The 19,614-nt window shown below is 44.7% G+C and carries 15 protein-coding genes; 8 read left to right on the top strand and 7 right to left on the bottom strand.

The window, feature by feature from the left end; all coding sequences use genetic code 11:
• Positions 1-2: 2 nt before the first annotated feature.
• On the bottom strand, positions 3-2,582 hold the full coding sequence (locus QA601_02600; GenBank protein MDG5813953.1) for a hypothetical protein: 2,580 nt from the start codon (positions 2,580-2,582) through the stop codon (positions 3-5).
• Positions 2,583-2,870: 288 nt separating this feature from the next.
• On the opposite strand from QA601_02600, the gene QA601_02595 reads away from it, so the two are divergent.
• Positions 2,871-3,347 (top strand): DUF6328 family protein, encoded by a 477-nt coding sequence (locus QA601_02595; protein MDG5813952.1) that lies wholly within the window; start codon positions 2,871-2,873, stop codon positions 3,345-3,347.
• Between the two features lie 37 nt (positions 3,348-3,384).
• Entirely contained in the window at positions 3,385-3,798 is a 414-nt protein-coding gene (locus QA601_02590; GenBank protein MDG5813951.1) for a putative toxin-antitoxin system toxin component, PIN family, read from the top strand.
• Between the two features lie 36 nt (positions 3,799-3,834).
• On the opposite strand, the gene QA601_02585 is transcribed toward QA601_02590, so the two are convergent.
• The gene (locus QA601_02585) at positions 3,835-4,395 is read right to left on the bottom strand and encodes a sugar O-acetyltransferase (GenBank protein MDG5813950.1); all 561 of its coding nucleotides are present in this window, start codon (positions 4,393-4,395) and stop codon (positions 3,835-3,837) included.
• A gap of 158 nt (positions 4,396-4,553) precedes the next feature.
• Positions 4,554-5,321, bottom strand: a complete 768-nt coding sequence (locus tag QA601_02580) for a T9SS type A sorting domain-containing protein (GenBank protein MDG5813949.1) — start codon at positions 5,319-5,321, stop codon at positions 4,554-4,556.
• A gap of 831 nt (positions 5,322-6,152) precedes the next feature.
• Between QA601_02580 and QA601_02575 the strand changes: the two genes are divergently transcribed.
• The 4 genes from QA601_02575 (at position 6,153) to QA601_02560 (ending at position 8,875) form a co-directional block, all read left to right on the top strand.
• Positions 6,153-6,575 (top strand): Rrf2 family transcriptional regulator, encoded by a 423-nt coding sequence (locus QA601_02575; GenBank protein ID MDG5813948.1) that lies wholly within the window; start codon positions 6,153-6,155, stop codon positions 6,573-6,575.
• Positions 6,576-6,644: 69 nt separating this feature from the next.
• Positions 6,645-7,325 carry a hypothetical protein gene (locus tag QA601_02570; protein MDG5813947.1) on the top strand — a complete coding sequence of 227 codons (681 nt, stop codon included), beginning with the start codon at positions 6,645-6,647 and terminating at the stop codon, positions 7,323-7,325.
• A complete protein-coding gene (locus tag QA601_02565; GenBank protein MDG5813946.1) occupies positions 7,306-8,535 on the top strand; it encodes a DUF438 domain-containing protein in 1,230 nt (409 codons plus the stop codon). Before QA601_02570 ends, QA601_02565 begins: the two co-directional genes overlap by 20 nt.
• Before the next feature lie 148 nt (positions 8,536-8,683).
• Complete coding sequence (locus QA601_02560) at positions 8,684-8,875, top strand: ferredoxin (protein MDG5813945.1); 192 nt, start codon at positions 8,684-8,686, stop codon at positions 8,873-8,875.
• 177 nt (positions 8,876-9,052) lie between these two features.
• Here QA601_02560 and QA601_02555 read toward each other — a convergent pair whose 3' ends face one another.
• The 3 genes from QA601_02555 to QA601_02545 form a co-directional block, all read right to left on the bottom strand.
• Positions 9,053-10,387 carry a hypothetical protein gene (locus QA601_02555; protein MDG5813944.1) on the bottom strand — a complete coding sequence of 445 codons (1,335 nt, stop codon included), beginning with the start codon at positions 10,385-10,387 and terminating at the stop codon, positions 9,053-9,055.
• A gap of 1,254 nt (positions 10,388-11,641) precedes the next feature.
• A complete protein-coding gene (locus QA601_02550) occupies positions 11,642-11,902 on the bottom strand; it encodes a DUF2442 domain-containing protein (GenBank protein ID MDG5813943.1) in 261 nt (86 codons plus the stop codon).
• A gap of 3 nt (positions 11,903-11,905) precedes the next feature.
• On the bottom strand, positions 11,906-12,163 hold the full coding sequence (locus QA601_02545) for a DUF4160 domain-containing protein (GenBank protein MDG5813942.1): 258 nt from the start codon (positions 12,161-12,163) through the stop codon (positions 11,906-11,908).
• Positions 12,164-14,001: 1,838 nt separating this feature from the next.
• On the opposite strand from QA601_02545, the gene QA601_02540 reads away from it, so the two are divergent.
• Both QA601_02540 and QA601_02535 read left to right on the top strand, forming a co-directional pair.
• Positions 14,002-15,273 (top strand): aminotransferase class I/II-fold pyridoxal phosphate-dependent enzyme, encoded by a 1,272-nt coding sequence (locus tag QA601_02540; protein ID MDG5813941.1) that lies wholly within the window; start codon positions 14,002-14,004, stop codon positions 15,271-15,273.
• 40 nt (positions 15,274-15,313) lie between these two features.
• On the top strand, positions 15,314-15,742 hold the full coding sequence (locus QA601_02535) for a GNAT family N-acetyltransferase (GenBank protein MDG5813940.1): 429 nt from the start codon (positions 15,314-15,316) through the stop codon (positions 15,740-15,742).
• Between the two features lie 874 nt (positions 15,743-16,616).
• Here the strand turns inward: QA601_02535 and adhE are convergent.
• Positions 16,617-19,247, bottom strand: a complete 2,631-nt coding sequence (adhE, locus tag QA601_02530; protein MDG5813939.1) for a bifunctional acetaldehyde-CoA/alcohol dehydrogenase — start codon at positions 19,245-19,247, stop codon at positions 16,617-16,619.
• Positions 19,248-19,614 lie beyond the last annotated feature (367 nt).

Here is a 19,614-nt window from a genome sequence, read left to right as displayed (position 1 = left end):
CCTCACCGTCTCACCCCAACCCGCACAGTAACAGTCTCTTTAACAGTATCACTGCCGGTTACCTTAATCACAGCCTGATAGGTCCCGGTTCCAACATTTCTTCCATTTTCATTTCTTCCATTCCAAACAAAATAGAGCCTATTTTGGTTCTCATCAAAAAAGGCACCATTACCTTCATCTATTTTGGCTACCGGATTTTTAACTACATCATACAGATGAACAGTTCCTTCAAGAGCAAATCTTATATCAATGGTAGGTTCGACAATTATAACCAGACCCCTGGGACCTGCATTATAACCAGGAACATTTTTGACAAAGTCGGGTATCGGAGAGTTTGCCGGATCCATGGGGTTATTGATAACCTTTACATCCAGATTAAACGGAGGGGGTATGACTTCCAGAAGAGCTCTTCTATTTCGAGGGTTAAGCTGTGCATTACCCACCAGATCACTTACACCAGCTTCAAAATTGATCCATATGGAATCGTTGCTTGTCATATCCTGCACACCTCTAATATCCTCTACAAGAAACCTCATCTGATCACCTTCCCCATCTAAAAAGGAAAGAGCTGCCCTGTAGTTTTGAGCATAGGGGGTGGAGAAAAGAAATGGCTGATCATCGTTAATTTCACGTACGTGTTCCGAGAAGGTTACAACCAGTGTATCCTCCTGCCTAACGCCCTGCAAAAGCCTGGCCCCGGTTATAACAGGTGCGACACTGTCATGTGCAGGCAGTTCAGCAGGATTTATATAACCCGCGCCTTCAGACATACCACCCGTTACAGTTATCACGTCAAATTCTGTTACACTGGTTTGGGGGATAGTGCTACCCTGTTCCGTTACATGCAGGGCTATTCCTCCTGCTACAGTGGAAACAGAATCTACACTAAACATTCTATGGACAGGTAATTGCAGCCGATCAACATAATCCATAAGATCATCATCCGATAAGGGATCACTGAGCCCAATAAATATACTGTCAATAAACCCATCGGCATTGATATCAAAGTAGGCAGCACTGAGTGATTCAACAAACCTGCTCATCCTGAAAGGCACCGAAACCCGAATGGTATCAAGGGGGATCTCGGGGTTACGGTAGGTGACTACAATACTGTCTGTAATTCTGTGCTGAAGAGTACCGTCGCCCCTGAGAGCATTTTCGCTGATTTCACGACCGAAAGTTCCAACCCAGGTTCCATCATTCGCTCTAGTGAGATTTAGCATCTCAAGATCGTTTCTTTGCTCGAAGTTGGAGAGCTCGATACCTACTTCTTCAAACTCTTTACTGCCCGGATCAAAAACGACCTCAAGCGTATCCATATATTCGTGTACAATATTTACCCTTGCTTCTCTATAGCGAAGGCTCAGATCCGGTCGCTCCCAACAGACAAGACTGAACCCATCGGGGACTGGCGCGTTCGGTTTTCGTATTACAGTAAAATCTGTCTTTGTTTGAAGTGAACCGGACTGGCCGGTATCATCATCCCTGACTTCGTAGTCAATTACCATCTCAATTTGAGTGGAAGTATCCTGAAGCGGAAAAGGATGTGTGAAAATGAAGGTGGAACTATCGCCAACGGTATCGGAAAAAGTTCTGTTAACAGCTATGGTAACCGGAGTTCCGGTTACCAACTTTAGAATGGGCGTAAGAATTTGATTTTGTAACAGATCTAAGAGGATGTCATGGTTAGTTTGAATTGTCCAGAGATCACTGTGTATATTATTTTGAGTGTAGCCGCTGTTTCTGACATTTTCGGTCATCTCCACAATCATCTCCGGTGCCTCATTGCCCTCTGGTGCGAAAAAGACGGTAAAAGTGGTTGGTACATCGGTTCCTGCCACAAATTCCCTGGGATTGCCGTACTGAGGACGATTGGCCTCGCCATCGGAGAGAAAAATTATGAAATGGTTCTCCTTGGAGTTGTCGGTATTACTGAATGCATCTTTAGCTGCATCGAAACCAGAGTTGATATTGGTACCAAAAGGAGCATCAAAAAGTGGCTGATATACCAGATCCACAACATCGTAAAAAGTTTCGCCGGTTCCTGTGTTTACGTCAGTAACTTCAGTTTCAAGTATGTCGATCAGGATTTCATGGCCAAGCCTTCCACAGGGGTACCTCTGATTGAGTGTTAACAAAGGCATATACGCCCCCTCCTGGTGTCTGCCAAGTGGCAGGTTTACCATGTAATCATAGTTTCTGTGATCGAAAAACAGAAACCTGCGAAAGGGAGCCAAACCGATTTCAGCATTGGGAATCGTACGGTAGAGCATGGTAATTAAGTCTGTTGTCACCGTAAAGCGGCTTCCCTGAGGATCAAACCCCTCCCTGTACATGGAAGTTGAATGATCGATAACGAACATGATGGAGGGCGGGTCAGTGTACACATCTTCAAGAACCTCTAAATACTCACAGGCTCTTACACTTGAAGACAGTGCTACAACTTTTTCCGAAACAAAAATGGTATCATCACTAAAATCTTCAGGGCAGCTTTCGATAACAAGCTCACAAACTTCACGGGAGAAAACAGTAGTGAACAGCAGCATCAAAATAGTGATTACAATGCTTTTTCGTGCATACATCTAAGCTCTCCTCTCAATTCAGGCCGCTTTAAAGGACTCTTTAGTATTTGTATACGGGAGCTTCTATACCGGCTCTGTCTTATTTTCGGAATTGTAGTGTTACCTTAATATAAACAAAACACTAAGGAAAAGCATTTATTCTGAGTGCATCACTGGAGATTAGCCTAAAATTCGTTAAGACTTTTTGGTATGAAGATTGCCCCGAGTTCTTTAGATCATCACGGATAAGTACCTCATCTCACCCGATAATAACGAATCTCTTTCAATGGATAGGTGCTGATATAGTTAATGAACAATAATAGCCCAACCAATGAAGAACGAGAACGGTACCGTGAGCTTTTAGAGGAGCTACGGACTATCATACCCGGTGTTCAGGTGCTGCTGGCCTTTTTGCTTACCGTGCCCTTTGCTGCACGTTTTCATCTTATCGACCTGTTAGGGAAGGTAGTGTTTACTGTTTCACTCATGGCTATTGCAGCATCAACCATTCTTTTTCTGGCTCCTGCTGCATATCACAGGCTCGCGGGAAGGCATGACCGTACAGGGAGGCTGCGCTATGGAATACTGACTACTCTATACGGATTGTCATTTCTGGCACTCTCAACCTGTTGTGCCCTGTTTGTGGTCATCAGGTTTCTTTTCAACAGCACGGCTGTAGGGATAGTGTTTTCAGGAACAGGTGCGATTCTGGTGTTTTTGCTGTGGTATCTACATCCGATTCGTAACCGCAATCGTTCAGGAGAAAGTTCAGAATCGCAACTATGAACACGGGCGCGGTTGAGCTCAGCTTAAGGAAACTGGTATGAATACCAATGCCTCTGTTGTGGTTGATACAAACGTTTTTGTAGCTGCAGCTTTTAATGCCAACTCCGCTTCGGCGCGTATAGTCAGGGCTATCGGTGATAACACTGTAAATATGGTTTGGAATGATCGGACCAGAGATGAGATAGTGTTTACGATTTCTCGGATTCCGTTACTATCATCCAAATCTGTTGAAAGGTTGTTTCGAAGGGATAAAAAATTTGAGAAAAAATTAAATGAAGAAGACTATGTGTCTATAGAAGATCCCGCAGACCGAAAATTTGCAGCTTTAGCTTTTGAGAGCAACTCGACTCTTATAAGCAGCGACATGCACCTGTTGGGTAAACGGAGAGCTCTAAAAGTTACAGTCCTCTCCCCACAAGAGTTTAGCACCCGCTTTTTGGATAACTATTGATAGTTAAAGGGTCTGTGTGTGCAGCTTACAAGTCTTTCAACTATCTCTCTTCTCAACTGGCTTTGCAGGGTTTCCAACTACTATAGTATCATCCGGGACCGATTTTGTTACCACTGCGCCTGAGCCAATCACACACCGATTGCCGATACATAATCCCGGATTAATAATAGCCCCTCCGCCAATCCAGCAATCATCACCAATCGTAACGGGTTTAGCACTCTCGAGGCCTTTCTTGCGCTCCTGTGCATCGATGGGATGGGTTGCAGTGTAAATATGAACTCCGGGACCAAACAAAACATTTGACCCAATACGTATCTCCATTACATTAAGCAAAACGCAGTTAAAGTTGAAATAAACATTCTTTCCGGTGATAATATTGTAGCCATAATCGCAATAGAAGGGTGGCTCGATCCACAGCTCCTCACCTGCGTCAGGCATCAGCTCCTTTAAAATGCCGCTGGTCGCGGATTCATTACCATAGTCAAGATAGTTTAATCTGTGAAGAAGCATACGGGCTTTTTTGCGATCAGCACTCAGCTGCTCATCGAAAGCGCTGTAGAGCTCACCAGAGAGCATTTTTTCTTTTTCGCTTTTCATGTTTCCTCTTAATCACAGCTTGGTGCTGAGCTTTTCATAGATTCTTTAAACGGATCCTTAAAGGGCCTAACAACACCACGACTCACTGCAGGAGTATGATTGTGCGCGGGTGATCCATGCGTCTGATGTGAACACTATACACCTGCCCGGTATTAGACTCATTTAACCACAATGCGCGTATAGATATCCCGAAGACTGTTATTGAGTCTGAGCAGATAGACTCCTCCTGGAGTGTTCTGAGTGTCCCAGGATATGACCCCCGTTTCGGAAGCCTGCAACCTGGCGACAGTATTCCCTTTGAGATCTATAACAGAGATATCTGACGTTTTTGCACCATTCCAGTCGGTAATTGTAATGCTTATGGTTCTGCCCCGGCTCACCTGAAGCTGCCTTTTGCCGCGATTTTCTATCTGGCGAGTAACCGGTACTCTACCTTTTGGGGATAAATAGAATGTATATACGGAGTCTGGATCGATCGGAGAAATGAAGGTATTGTCTGTTGCGTAGAGAACTTTTCCTTCAGATTCATCCAGTTTTGCAACAAATTCCATCTGTGAAAGGCGATCAAAGTAATCAAGGGTTAGCTCAAAATACCCATTTTCATCACTCTTTGTTGAATCAATTGGTAAGTGAAAGAAATTTGATGAGTAGTCCTCATCTCTGGGATAATAATTAGAAACACCGTATAGAGGCGCAGCTGTGGAAGACAAAATAATTTTTGTATTAGCGATAACTGTCGAATCGGTAGCTCTTAAAGCCCGTCCCCTGATTTTGGGTTTTTCATTTTGTGACTCTGTACCACTATTGTTTTGTACCTGACCGCTTGCAACACAAAATAAGGCAAAAACAAGGGCTATAAATTTACTGTAAATAGAAAAAACGGAACGTATGGACCACAGTGATGCTTTCATGATAGATTTTCCCATGCAAAAACCTCCTTGATGATAACAGGGTTGCTTACAGTTAGGGTGTTTCTTTTTTTGTAGCATTTATTTACCTAAAAGATCAAAATATTATTGATTGCGGTAAAAAAGGCGCTCAGAGTGTATAGCCTGTGCGTCTCTATAATACTTTTCCAAGGCGGAAAGACGCTTTAGTCGTAGCTCCACTCTGAGCCACTAATTACTAATTAAAGAAAGCGAGATCTATTTTGTCGTTCATTTTATAGCTCACTTCCGGAGCGGATGTTTACTACTGGCATGATTACCAATTATCTATGTTAACTTCTACGGGTATCCTACTTTGGACATGAGTGATAAAATGTGTCACATTATTGAAAAAAACCCCTCTGTCGTGGGGTAGGATTTTAGACAGAAGGGTTACTTAGGCAGGCAGGAATAACTTAAAGTTCTGCAGAAAGTTTTGGGTTTGCGGTTTTGGAAGGCAGTGGAATAACTGGTGCTCTTTTGTCATTCATTATAGTATCCAATACTTCATTCCAGTTTAGGACATCATTATGTGATTTCTGGTGAATTGTTTCATTTCCATGAACTTTTCGGGTTCTGTGTGCATCAAAATGATCAAGTTACTGATCTTTTCTACCCAGTCTGAAGCATTATTTTTTTTGGCAATTGCTCCGGTGTACGGATCGATAATACTCCCTCTTATAGCCCTGCCCCATGCCGTAATAGACCCTTATCGTGAAAAAACCCCATATTTCATCAAAAAATGAGCATAAATGAAATAATGCGGCGCAAATACCGTATTAAGGTATACCAATACCTAAATATGATTTAACCTGAGGACTGGAACTAAAAATGCACCTGATCAGAACAACAACCGCTTTCACCATTGGTATGCATGCAATGGCTATGGTGGCGCGCAATCATCCACGGAAGATGTCTATAGGAAAAATTGCCTCTCTTTGCAATGTTTCCGAAGCTCATTTGGCAAAGGTCGTGCAAACGCTGGCCCGCAGTGGCATCGTCAAAGGCGAGCGCGGTCCTTCAGGTGGCATTGTTCTTAAAAAACCCGCCGATTCTATCTCCCTTTTGGATATATGGGTCGCCATCGAAGGAGGCGCATCGGATGAGGGGTGTCCCTTTAAGATTGCCTCGTGTACACACGGTTTATGTGCTCTGGGATGTGCCTTTAAGGAGCACAACCAGCAGATGGAAGAGGTGATGAGAAACACCAAACTTGATGCATTTGCCAACATGAGCGAAGCTTGTCTCGCGTGAGGATAATGGAAGCAAAGGGTCAGATAGCACCAGTAAAAAGATGTCATCGATCTAAGAGGAAAAGTAATAATGGAACATACCACTACTTCAGAATACCGCGATTTTTTTGCAGCAGTTGAACCAATACGGATGCGTGATCCACTGGCTACGCTCTTTGGGGCTTTTAAGGGTGAAAATGACATAATAGAATACAGTTTCACCGATGTTATTAAGGCCGCGGGACACGCTTGCCCTACCATTTCCATGACCTATGTAGCCTGCAAATACGTTGTAAAAGCTTTGTTTCCCGATGGAATAGGTCAACGAGGGGATATGTCGGTCATTGTGCATGGTGAAAAGGATGATGGCTCTTATGGTGTTATGGCACAGGTTTTTAGCCTTATTACCGGCGCGTGTCCTGAAACCGGATTTAAGGGGATGGGCGGGTTGCATAGACGAAACAATCTCCTGCGATATGGCAAACAAATGGATAAGGACCATGTGCAGTTTACCGTAAGGCGAAATGACACCAAAGCGCAATGTATGGTGAGTTTAAACCCCCAGGCACTGCCATCACATGCTCCTGATAAAGCTCGTCGCCTTGCAGATCTGTTAACTCCCAACATTTGGGAAATCGCAGGAGCCAACGAGCGAACGGAATTCAAAAACTTATGGATGGAACAGATCCAAAAGATTGTATCAGAAGAAAAGGACAGACCCTTGTGGCTTAACATAAAAACGAAAGAGGTATATGATGCCAAAATTACATAAACTTGATGCAAGAGGACTCTCACATGAAGAAAAGCAACAGAAGCTTTTCCCTATGCTAAATGCTCTTGGCAAAGGCGACCAACTAAGAGTAGTCTTTGATTTTGACCCGGAACCGCTGTTATACATGCTTACCACCACACCGGGGATCGGTGTAAGAAAGGATAAGAAAGGCCCCGAAGAATGGATTCTTGAGATCACAAAGCAAGGCGAAACCCAGCACAAGGAGAACGAAACAATGACCAGGGAGACACTTAAATCACTACTGCGTGAACTGCGATCAGATAATGTAACAGAAGAGACAAAACAGCGTGCAAAGAAACTGCTCAACAGTGTCGATGCCATGACGCTGGGCATGCTGGAACAGGAGCTGATTCAGGAAGGTGTTTCTCACCAGGAGATACGTGAGAGTCTCTGTGATATACACCTGGAAGCGATGCGGGATGCTCTGGTGGAAAAACAGATTGAAGTTAGTGCTCCTCACCCTGTTCATACTTTGATGGAAGAGCACAGGTTAATTGTAAGCGGTCTTCACAAGATAAAGGAGATTGTCGGGCGGCTCGAAACAGCTAACAGTTTTGATGAGATGGGGAATGACTTTGATGAGCTCAAAGAGGCATCACATCTTTTGGTTGAAGCGGAGTTGCATCACCAGCGGGAAGAAGAGGCGCTTTTCCCCAAACTGCATCAGTACAATATTACCGAGCCTCCACATATAATGGAAGAAGAACATGTTGAGTTTCGCGCCCGAAAACGGGCTTTGTTCGGTCTCGTTTGCAAGGGTCAGGGAACGCCGTTTAGCGAGTTTAAAAAGGAGGTTTTGGATCATGGTGAATTTATCACGCGGGAACTTGAAAACCACATCTTTAAAGAAGATAACATACTCTACCAAATCGCTCTTCAGATGTTCACTGAACAGGACTGGAAAGAGGTCAAAGAGGCTTGTGATAAGATAGGCTACTGTTGCTTTAAGCCTCAGGATCAGGTCCCCTTTCAGGACCTTGATCTTCGTCCTCTTCCCCCCAGAGAACGGCATGATCTGATTTTTGAGCAGTGGGGAGCTTTACCTTCGGGTGGGGTACTGCGAATTACCAATGATCATGACCCCAAGCCGCTTTACTATCAGTTTCAGGCCGAACACGGTGGTCAGTTCAGTTGGGAGTATGAGCTGCAGGGGCCTGAAGACTGGGTGGTCAAAATCGGCCACAACTAAAAAAGGGTCAACGAAAATACAAAGTGGCCAAACGTATACTTGAAATACAGCCTTGACTATGTCCCTGCCAGTCACACAGGCAGGGCATGAGTCAAGGCCTCTGTATATATTTTTAAAAGCACACTTTTTCCTCAGAAAAGGAAACAACATGAAAGTCACAATCGACAGTGAAGGCTGTATCGGGTGCGAGCTGTGTGTCAGGATCTGCCCGGAAGTTTTTGAGATGAATGACAGCAAAATGGCTGTTATCAAAACAGATTCGGTCGCCGCAGAGCTGCAGAAGAAGTGCCGTCACGCTTCCATGACCTGCCCGGTTCAGGTTATCACCGTTCAAACATAAGCTGTTAGTGGTCTTATCCGGGGGGGGGCCTGCTTTCCCCGGCTCATAAGCTAAGACCAGACCCCGGGAAGCCGTCGACGCTTTTTTGCGGTACTGTGTAAAACAGTGTACGGAAGGCAGCAATCGATTATACCATAAAAAGGGCAGGTGACAAGATGCCACCTGCTTAGTATTAGATTATGGATTTAAAACCGGTCCATCCTCTTTGTTATCAGACCTGTACTCAATTATTTCCGTGTGTTCTAAACCGGAAGAGAGGTTGATGACAGAGACAGAGTGAGGGGGGACAACGTGAGTTACAGATGAATCATCAAGGACATCGGTGAAGGATAAATCAAGGTCATATGAGGCATTTCTGTCCCAGTTGATCAGAAATACAGACACACCACCCAGGTCATCCTTAAAAGCATATACTCTTAAATACTGATTAACATTTTCACTGTGGATCAGATGTTCTTTTGTGTGGTTTGAGAACATTTTATACACATAATAAACCGGTTTAACCCTCCTGGAGGCATCAATGAAGCCAAGGGTCCAGCCCTCACTTATACTCCAGGGCATTATCGAAAGCAAATTGTCCTGGGCACTCGAAACCCCCACATAGTCCGCAAACCACAGCGCCGCGTTAAATGTTCCCGGTGAAGCATCCCTTGTGGAATTGGCCGGATCCCCATCCCAGGAGATGTTTGTTTCTCCTATCATTAAAGGGATTTCCCTGTCCCCCGCGTTTTGGTCTATAAGAGTACGAATGTCGGAGTAAAAAGTATTTATTGCGGGTGCATGGTCATGTACGACATTGTAGGTACATTGTGCAGCGTGGAACGGATAATAGTGAACAGAAATTATATCCACATTGTCGCGGCACTCTGCTACAAAGGGAGGTATCCACTGATCGTACCGGTGTGAAAGGTCAAGTCCTATAATCTTTATGTCCGGGTCGATACTCTTTAGCTCTGAAGCAACGGCGTTAAAATCCCTGATGTAATCATCTATGGTATAATCTCTTAAATACTGCGCGTTGTATTCGGGGTTGGTTGCCAGATTGTCGAAATAGAGGTCGGGTTCGTTTCCTATAGCAACATACCTGACAGGGTATAATGTTCTGAAATAGTTAAACATCTTAACAGCATTCTCCACCCGCTCTTCAGTGGTGGTATATCGCGCGATTTGCATCTGAATAACGGGTTTGGCACCAACAGCCTCGCAGTACTCTATGTACTGAGCAATCCTTGCTTCTGTCACCGAGTCGGGATGCCCCAAATCAACCTGAATCCCGCCAAAACGAAGCAGCGAGAGGTTTAGGTCTGAGATAAGGGATTCGGTTCCCATGATCTGATTGCCCCAGGTAGGAGCCCACATCCAATAGTTGTGTCCGAAAAAATAATCAGAAAGCGTATTGATCACACTTCTGCCATCAATGGTTACCGATTCCGGTGTCCGTTTTTCTTCTACTATTTCATATCTGGTTGCACACGAGATCATTAAAGTAAGAATCAGCAGGTACTTAAACATTTCTGCTCCCTGGTAAAAAAGGTGGTAAATACAGCATTGTACATAATCATTGTACTACTCTTGTTTTAAAATATGCAGTTCCATTTTCATCGCCAAATTATTTGTTTTTGCTTACGGTGATTTAAACTGCAGCGGCTTAATAGGTATTGATTTGGGCGGCACCCTCGCAGACTCGGGTCGGCACTACCCATTCGGGCACAATGTTCTCCAGGCTCGTCGTACCTCCTCGGCCAAAGCTCGTAGTCGCGGAAGACCGCGCCGTCCTCGCTTTGTCTTCGGGGCTCACTGCCGTTCACCCCTCACCTTCCGTCCTGCCTGCCGCGTAAGTGTGAGGGGTTTGGTGGAACAAATGTTACCTTTTTTGTCTCAAGAGTATTAGGGAAATGATAAAGAATAAAGAGTGCTGAGGTATGCTTTTTTCCTGCTAATAGCTCAACTCTAATCAGGACACAATTCCTTTTTCCTGTAATTAGTCACTAGTAATTAGGAATTGGTAATTATTTTTTTGGGCGGCACCCTCGAAGACTCGGGTCGGCACTACCCATTCGGGCACAATGTTCTCCAGGCTCGTCGTTACTCCTCGGCCAAAGCTCGTAGTCGCGGAAGACCGCGCCGTCCTCGCTTTGTCTTCGGGGCTCACTGCCGTTTACCCCTCACCTTCCGTCCTGCCTGCCGCGTAAGCGTGAGGGGTTTGGTGGAACAAATGTTACCTTTTTTGTCTCAAGAGTATTAGGGAAATGATAAAGAATAAAGAGTGCTGAGGTATGCTTTTTTCCTGCTAATAACTCAACTCTAATCAGGGCACAATTCCTTTTTCCTGTAATTAGTCACTAGTAATTAGGAATTGGTAATTATTTTTTTGGGCGGCACCCTCGCAGACTCGGGTCGGCACTACCCATTCGGGCACAATGTTCTCCAGGCTCGTCGTACCTCCTCGGCCAAAGCTCGTAGTCGCGGAAGACCGCGCCGTCCTCGCTTTGTCTTCGGGGCTCACTGCCGTTTACCCCTCACCTTCCGTCCTGCCTGCCGCGCAAGCGTGAGGGGTTTGGTGGAATATTTAGGTGTTTGGTTGTAATACGCAGTGTTTTTTCTTCAGATATGTCGTCCCCACGGGCGAGGAAAACAAACTGCTGGTATAAGAGTTAGAGGGTCGGTTGGAAATGGTGTTACTTGTTGTTTAAAGAGTAGGGGAATGAGAAAAACAAAAAGAGCTAAGAATTGGATTATGCATGAGATGAAACTCTTTTTTCCTGCTCAAAGCTCATCTCTCACAGCTAATAAATCACAAATCTCAAACAAGAACTCGGGGGCAAGATCAGCTCCATTCTCCCAGACGATGGTTTCAATCTCAGGATCCACCCTGAAATTCTTAAATTGTTCAATCTCCTTTAGCGGCTCAAACATGTCACCATTTAGATGGTGCTTCAGATCAACAATTCCACTATGACCGTTATTAAAACTTACCTTTATTTTATACTCCGCCAGGTACTCTGCTTTGGTAATATGTAAAAACATTGTCTACTCCAGTGGTGGTATCTCACGCATTTGTTTTTTCTGTTCAGCGAGGTTCCAGTCTTCAAGTAAATCCTGAATATGTTTGACCCGCCACTCCTGTATCAGTGCTATGGCTGTTTTTGAAAGAGTCCCTTTGACATCACCTGTGATTATATCAACAATAACTTCCTGACCACCATATTTTGCATGAAAGTGAGGTGGTGAATGGTCTCTCCAGTACATATACACAATGATTCCAAAAAATCTGCTAATTACTGGCAATTCTCTCCCCCCTATAGCGGGTAATCTCACTTCTGCTTGTACTAGAACGAAAGAACCATACGATAATAACTTCCTGGTTAATTACGGTTTTATCCTCTAAAAGATTACAATTCATGATAGCTCATTTTTTTACTATTCAGGTGCCCATCTTAGTGTAAGACTTTTTAGATATGGGCGGCTTTTTCTACAATAATACTAAAAAGCGTTAAGTAAGGCAATCTGTGTGTTGTCTACTGTTTTCAGTGGTTGTAATTCTTAGGATTTTAACCACGGAAAGCACAGAACACACGGAAGGGGAAGGGAGATAAGAGGTTAGTTTCTGGCTCAGTGCTGACTTCAGACCACTGAAATTTTTTTTATCTCATTTCTGTGCATTCCGTGTTTTCCGTGGTTGTAATTCTTAGGATTTTTAACCACTGAAGGCACGGAACACACGAAAGGGGAAGGGAGATAAGAGGTTAGTTTCTGGCTCAGTGCTGACTTCAGACCTCTGAATTTTGTTTTTTCTTATTTCCGTGCCTTCCGTGTTTTCTGTGGTTGTTAATCTTAGGATTTTTAACCACGGAAGGCACGGAACACACGGAAGGGGAAGGGAAATGATGCACGGGTAAAACGCGCCAGGGGGGACGGAAGGTGGCACTTTCTTAAGTACCAGTGCCCTCAAAAAGCGGAGTCCTCGAAGCGCTACAAACGAGACACCGAGGAGGTACGACGAGCCTGGAGGACATTGTGCCAGAATGGGTAGAACCGGTGCCGTCCGCGGCAGGCGCCCGGGATATCTCAATTGCTTTGCGTTTGATTAGTATCACGGCGCTCAGGTGCCAACATTCCCATTTCTAACTGTCCTCACTTAAACCAGAATGGGCGTTAAAACAAAGATCCGGGCTGCATAGTAAATGAAAAGGTCGGTTCGGGTTTTGAAATAATGCAAACGTTCCCAGGCATGCAGAAGTTGCGGTCTGCCACAATTTTGCATGCCTGTGTTATAGGCTGTAGTTTGGCTCCTGCCATGGACGGCTCTCTATTACTTCTTTTTTTTATATTCATTAATAGTTCTTTTCATTATTGTATTCACTTTACTCTTAAACTGCCATCGGCGACCTACTTTCTTTCCAGGGCCAAAGAAAGTAGGCAAAGAACGCCCTAAGAGCCCCGCATCGGCTCCTCTGTTCGTGATTTCGCCGGGGAGGGGCCATAAACTCGAGGACTCGATGGCCCCGGAAAAAAAGACCGGCGAAAACACTCACGAGCCGCTGATCGGGGCGGATTTATATCCCTAACGTTTTCTCGAGGTGCTCACTTCCGTTCGCACCTGTGTTATCTTCTTTCCTTACCAATCAATTTAGACTTTTATACCTCATCAAAATATTCTTAACAACATACTACTCTTATTGTAAGTTTTTCTTATAATCTATTCTCTTCAAAAGTTTTTCTTATCGGTATTCTTTATTCAATTCAATGTTCTTTTTTTTCTGAAAAGAATTATCACTTATTTTTGAAAATTTATCAGCTTACATCTCTTTAAGCGCCAGGAAGGCGCTTTCCGCCAAACTATTGACTATAAAATGCACATACATGATTCAAAAACAGACGTGTTTTACCTGATAAAGACCCACGTTGGACAGCAGCTAAACTCAGGAAAAGTATAGAAAATCGATATTTACACCATGTGTTACCTTTACCTATATTAATAGAAACGGTGGTATAGCAACCATCTTCCCGATCTGAGTACTTTAGGATACAATCTGTTTATAGAGACTATGCTCAAACAGTGTAACGATTGCTTTTGGGTGCGCTAAAGAGAGTAGCGATAAAACTACAAGAAGAGAGGATCACTTATGATACCAGCACTAAACCCGCTTGTGCTAAGCCTTAAAGAATCTGCCACTCTGGCAGTAAATATAGAAGCATGTAAAATGCGTAAACAGGGAACAGAGGTTTATCACTTTGGCTTTGGTGAATCACCCTTTCCGGTATCGGAGCCGATACAGAGCGCTCTTCGGGAAAATTGTCATCAAAATCACTATCTCCCAACCCGCGGTCTTCCGGAATTGTGTGAGGCTGTAGCCACATTTTACAAGAACGAGTATGGACATAAATTTACCGCTTCAGACGTTTTTATCGGGCCGGGAAGTAAAGAATTGATTTTTCAGACCATCTATCTTATGGAAGGGCCACTTTTGGTACCCGCGCCAAGCTGGGTAAGCTATGGCCCTCAGGCCGCGCTGCGTGGAAAAACTATTGTTCCTATCGAAACAAAACGGGATAATAACTACAAAATCACTCCTGAAGAACTTGATAAAGCATGCTATCGACTGGGGCAATCACAAAAACTCCTTATTTTAAACAATCCAAACAACCCCACCGGCTGTGTTTATACCGATGAGGAAATGGCTGAATTGGCTGCCATTTGCAGAGCGTATCATATCGTGGTAATCTCAGATGAAATCTACGCTATGATCGATTTTACACAAAAAAAGCAAAGTAGTATGCACCACTACTACCCGGAAGGCACGATTGTTTCCGGCGGGCTTTCCAAATCGTTTTCGGCGGGCGGGTATCGGTTGGGGGTACTGTTGGTACCAGAGGAGTTGGGGCTTCTTAAGCAGGCACTAAAATCTATTATCAGTGAAACATACTCATCTGTCTCGGCCCCGATTCAATATGCCGCGCTTAAAGCTTACAGTGAGTTCGAATCAATTCGTTCACATATAAAAACCTGTTCAGAAATACACTGCTGTGCCAGCACTTATCTGCATAAACGATGCATTCAGATGAACCTGAACTGCCCTAAACCCGACGGAGCGTTTTACCTTTTCCCCGATTTTGAAAACTACCGGACGAAACTGAAACGCAGTGGTATTGTTACAGGACCGCAACTGAGTCGCCATCTCTTGGAGAATATTCATGTGGCGATCCTTCCCGCATCCGATTTCTACCTTCCGGCAACCCACCTTGGCGTACGAATGGCATCTGTAGACTATGATGGTGCCGCGGTTTTGCGTAACTGGCCCGGCGCTGATAATTTTTCAGACCAGCATATAGATAAATTCTTCCCCAATTTAAAAAAGGGAGCTGATGTACTGCAACAGTTTCTTGAGTCGTTGTAAAACACTCTGTTATACAAACCAAAGAACCTGGAGAATAGCGATGAAATCATTGCTCGATGTAGTAATAGAAACAGAGCGACTAGCACTTTTACCAATTGATAAGTCCTGGGCAGATGATATCTTCAGAGAGTTTGATCATGAAATCACTAAATACATGTATCCCAAACCAGCGGAGAAGATTGATGAAACCTATGGCTTTATCGAATCATCGTTGAAGGAGTTGCGGGAGGGAACAACGCTTCAGCTAGTGATTACTAAAAAGGATACCAAAGAGTTTATCGGTTGTGCGGGGCTGCATAAGATAGATAGCCATACACCAGAGCTTGGGATCTGGACCAAAAAGCAATCTCACGGAAACGGCTATGGTCTCGAAACCATAACGGCTATAATTCAAGGGGCAAAAGAAAATATGGCCCTTCTGGAAAATTTGTGGGTTGGTTATGGAAGTAGATGCATCCCAAAACTGTGACATAGCGTGTGTTTGAAAGTTTTATCATCAAAAACCATAGTGTTTTCTCACTGTCACAATCAAGAACTCGCCTCTCAGGGCATCGGCTCGGAGGGCCTTCGGCGACCTACTTTGTCATTCCATTCCTTAAGGGTAAGGTATTCAGCGTTAAGAAACGCTGTTTTTGTTAAATCCCCTTTCTTTCCAAGGCCAAAGAAAGTAGGCACTCGTAGGCCATGGATGGCCGAAGAGCACCATCCCGTCTTCGGGTGGCCCGAAGGGTGCAACCCAGGACGGGGTTGCATGAACGAACGCCTGGAGCCCCACACTGGCTCTCCCATTCGCACTTTCGCCGGGGAGGGGCCAAAACTCGAGGACTCAGACAATTGGCCCTGGGGAAGGACCGGCGAAAGCACTCATTCGCCAGTGATTGGGGCGGATCCCTTTTTCCATAGTTTTTCTAAGGGCTCACTGCCGTTCACCCTTCCGGTCAATACATTATCTTTTTCACTTATAGACATCTAACTACCTTAATGCCGAAAATATTGAGTTTGAATACCTTGTTTATCCGGTAGATAAACGCAACAGTGCAAGTAAAAGAATTCCTGAATATTATGGCGCGACAGCAGCCAGGGAGTATAAACACATAAACCTTCAGGGTTTTGAACTTAATTTATTAGATTACAGAATCTATAATGATACTACCGTGCAGGATTAAAATGGTGCACCGGTAAAAACCTACGAACAGAGTTGTAAACCGGTTGGCACAAGAAAAATTTTATACTATAGAAAATTGGTGTAGCCAGGGTTTTTTGAAAAAGCATAGGGTTGTGGGACCCTATGCTTTAACTCCCTGCCTGAAAAGGGGAGTTTGTTTGGAGGTGGAAATGAAAAGTTATCCGTTATATGCTTTTATGTACAGCTCTTTAAGATCCTTAAAAAGCGGGTATCGTGGATTGGCACCTGTACACTGATCATCAAACGCGTCTTCTGCCAGTTTCTCAACCGCGGCCATAAATTCCCCCTCATCGACATTTGCATCACGTATTGATGCGGGGATGTGAAGAGTTTCCTTGAGAGCCGCGATGTGTTCAAGCAGATTGTTTACACTTTCATCGTCATTTTTTCCGCCAATCTCAAGATAACGGGCTAACCGCGCGTAACGTGCTTTTGCTTCAGGATACTTATACTGAGGGAAAGTACCCATCTTTTCGGGGACGTCGGTAGCGTTAAACCGAATCACTTCATTTATCAACAGTGCGTTGGCCAGGCCATGTGGGAGCTTAAACCGTGATCCCAGTTTATGTGCCATTGAGTGACAAATACCAAGAAAGGCGTTACTAAAGGCCATACCGGCGATGTTTGAAGCGTGGTGAACCTTCTCCCGGGCTTCCATGTCGATGCTGCCGTTTCGGTAAGAGCGCGGCAGGTATTCAAACAGAAGCCTGACCGCTTCCATTGCCATTGGTGTAGTAAACTCGGTTGCCACTGTACTTACGATCGCTTCAAGGGCATGTGTTAAAGCATCAATGCCGCTCCAGGCAGTAAGTTTGGGAGGCATATCCTTCACCAGATCCGCGTCCACGATCGCGATATCGGGCGTAAGCTCATAATCGGCAATTGGGTATTTAATGTCTGTCTTCTCATCGGTAATAACCGCGAAAGGAGTAACCTCAGAACCGGTACCACTGGTAGTTGGTATCGCGACAAACAGTGCCTTGTGACCAAGTTTGGGGAACTGATACACCCGTTTTCTTATGTCCATAAAGCGCATGGCAAGATCTTTAAAATCAGACTCCGGATGTTCGTAAAGAAGCCACATGATCTTGGCCGCGTCCATGGGTGATCCACCACCGATGGCAATAATCACATCGGCACCAAACGCACTGAGTTTTTTAGCACCATCGATAGCGGTTTCGATAGTAGGATCCGGCGCTACGTCTGAGTACACTTCATAGGTAATATTCAGTGAACGAAGCTTTTCGTACAGTCCATCACAGTAGCCATTTTCAGCAAGGAACCGATCGGTAACAATGAAAGCCTTTTTCTTTCCGGCAATATCATCAAGCGCGACATTAAGTGAACCACGTTTAAAATAGGTTCTTTCGGGAACTCTGAACCACAGCATATTTTCCTTCCTTTTGGCTATTGTTTTAACGTTCAATAAATGGGCCGGAGCTACATTTTCACTAACAGAATTTCCACCCCAACTACCGCATCCAAGCGTAAGTGAAGGAGCGATGCTGAAATTGTAAAGGTCACCGATAGCGCCGTGACTTGATGGCGTATTGATAAGGGTGCGTCCTGTTTTCATCGTTTCACCGAAAGCGGTGATACGATCGCTGTTTTCACCATTGGTGTAAAGAACACTTGTGTGTCCAAGACCGCCAAGTACTATCAGCGCGTGTCCCTTCTCCAGCGCGTCTTCAAAGTTTTCCGCCCCATAGAGCGCAAGAACCGGTGAGAGCTTTTCGTGAGCAAAGGGCTCTTCAGAGGTTAGCGATTCGGTTTCACCGATAAGGATTTTGGTCGCGGGATCTACATCGATACCGGCCATTGATGCAATTTTGTGGGCGCTTTGACCTACGATATTTGCATTAAGACGTCCTTCATTGAATATTACCTTGCCAACCTTTTCCTTCTCCTTTTTTGAAAGCACATAGGCGCCCTGGGCCGCGAACTCCTGTTTCACCTGTTCATACACAGCTTTTACCGCGATAACAGCCTGTTCTGACGCGCAGATCATTCCGTTATCAAATGTCTTACTCATCAGTATGGAGCTTATTGCCATACGGACATCAGCGGTTTCATCAATCAAAGCAGGGGTGTTTCCGGCACCAACACCCAGAGCCGGTTTGCCACTGGAATAGGCGGCCTTTACCATCCCGGGCCCGCCTGTAGCCAAGATTGTACTGACCTTTGGATGGTTCATCAGGCGGTTAGATAACTCAACTGAAGGCTGGTCAATCCATCCTATGATATCAGCAGGTGCCCCGGCTTCAACAGCGGCGTCAAGAACCACCTTCGCGGCTTCACAGGTACACTTCTTTGCTCTTGGGTGAGGGGAGAAGATAATGGCATTGCGGGTTTTAAGCGCCAGCAGTGCTTTAAATATGGCAGTTGATGTAGGGTTGGTGGTTGGCACAACACCCGCAAGAACACCAAGTGGTTCAGCCACCTTAATTATCCCCGCAGCATCATCTGTCTCGATCTCACCACAGGTCTTCTCAGTTTTAAATTTGTTGTAAATGTATTCAGACGCAAAGTGGTTTTTAATAACTTTGTCTTCCACAATACCCATCGCGGTCTCTTCATGGGCCATCTTCGCCAGGCGGATACGCTCATGGTTTGCCGCCATGGCTGCTTTAAAGAAAATGCGATCCACCTGCTGTTGAGTGTAGGTAGCAAATGTTTTCTGTGCAGCCGCCACCCTCTCCACCAGTTGATCCAACTGCCCGAGCGCCGCTTCATCGCCATTGTTCTGTGGAGCCGCTGTTTTTTTCTCCATCACCTTTTCTGCCTTCACGTCTTCTCTCCTTATATTGAGGTGGTATTGATAGTTTGCCGTTTTAAATAGATAAATTAATATTGATACATTTATATAGATAAAAAATTATCGATATAAAAATAACAATAAAACGGGGTAGAGTCAATTAAAGTTTTCGGTGGGATGAATTTTTTTTGTGCCCGTGGTTGGGGAGGGGTGTTTAAGGGGTTGAATTGATTGGGAATATGGATGCCCGGGGTTGATTTGGTGATGTGCCCCAGGCTAAACTTAGTGACTTACCCCTGGCTGAACTTGTTGACTTGCCCAGACCAGGCCTTACCAACGTACCGTAGCCTTGCCTTATTGATGTTTGTAATCCAGTATAACAATAGCTTTGAACTGTGAT

Source organism: Chitinispirillales bacterium ANBcel5 (assembly GCA_029688955.1).
GTDB classification, from domain to species: domain Bacteria; phylum Fibrobacterota; class Chitinivibrionia; order Chitinivibrionales; family Chitinispirillaceae; genus Cellulosispirillum; species Cellulosispirillum alkaliphilum.
This window is presented reverse-complemented; position numbering and strand designations above follow the sequence as displayed.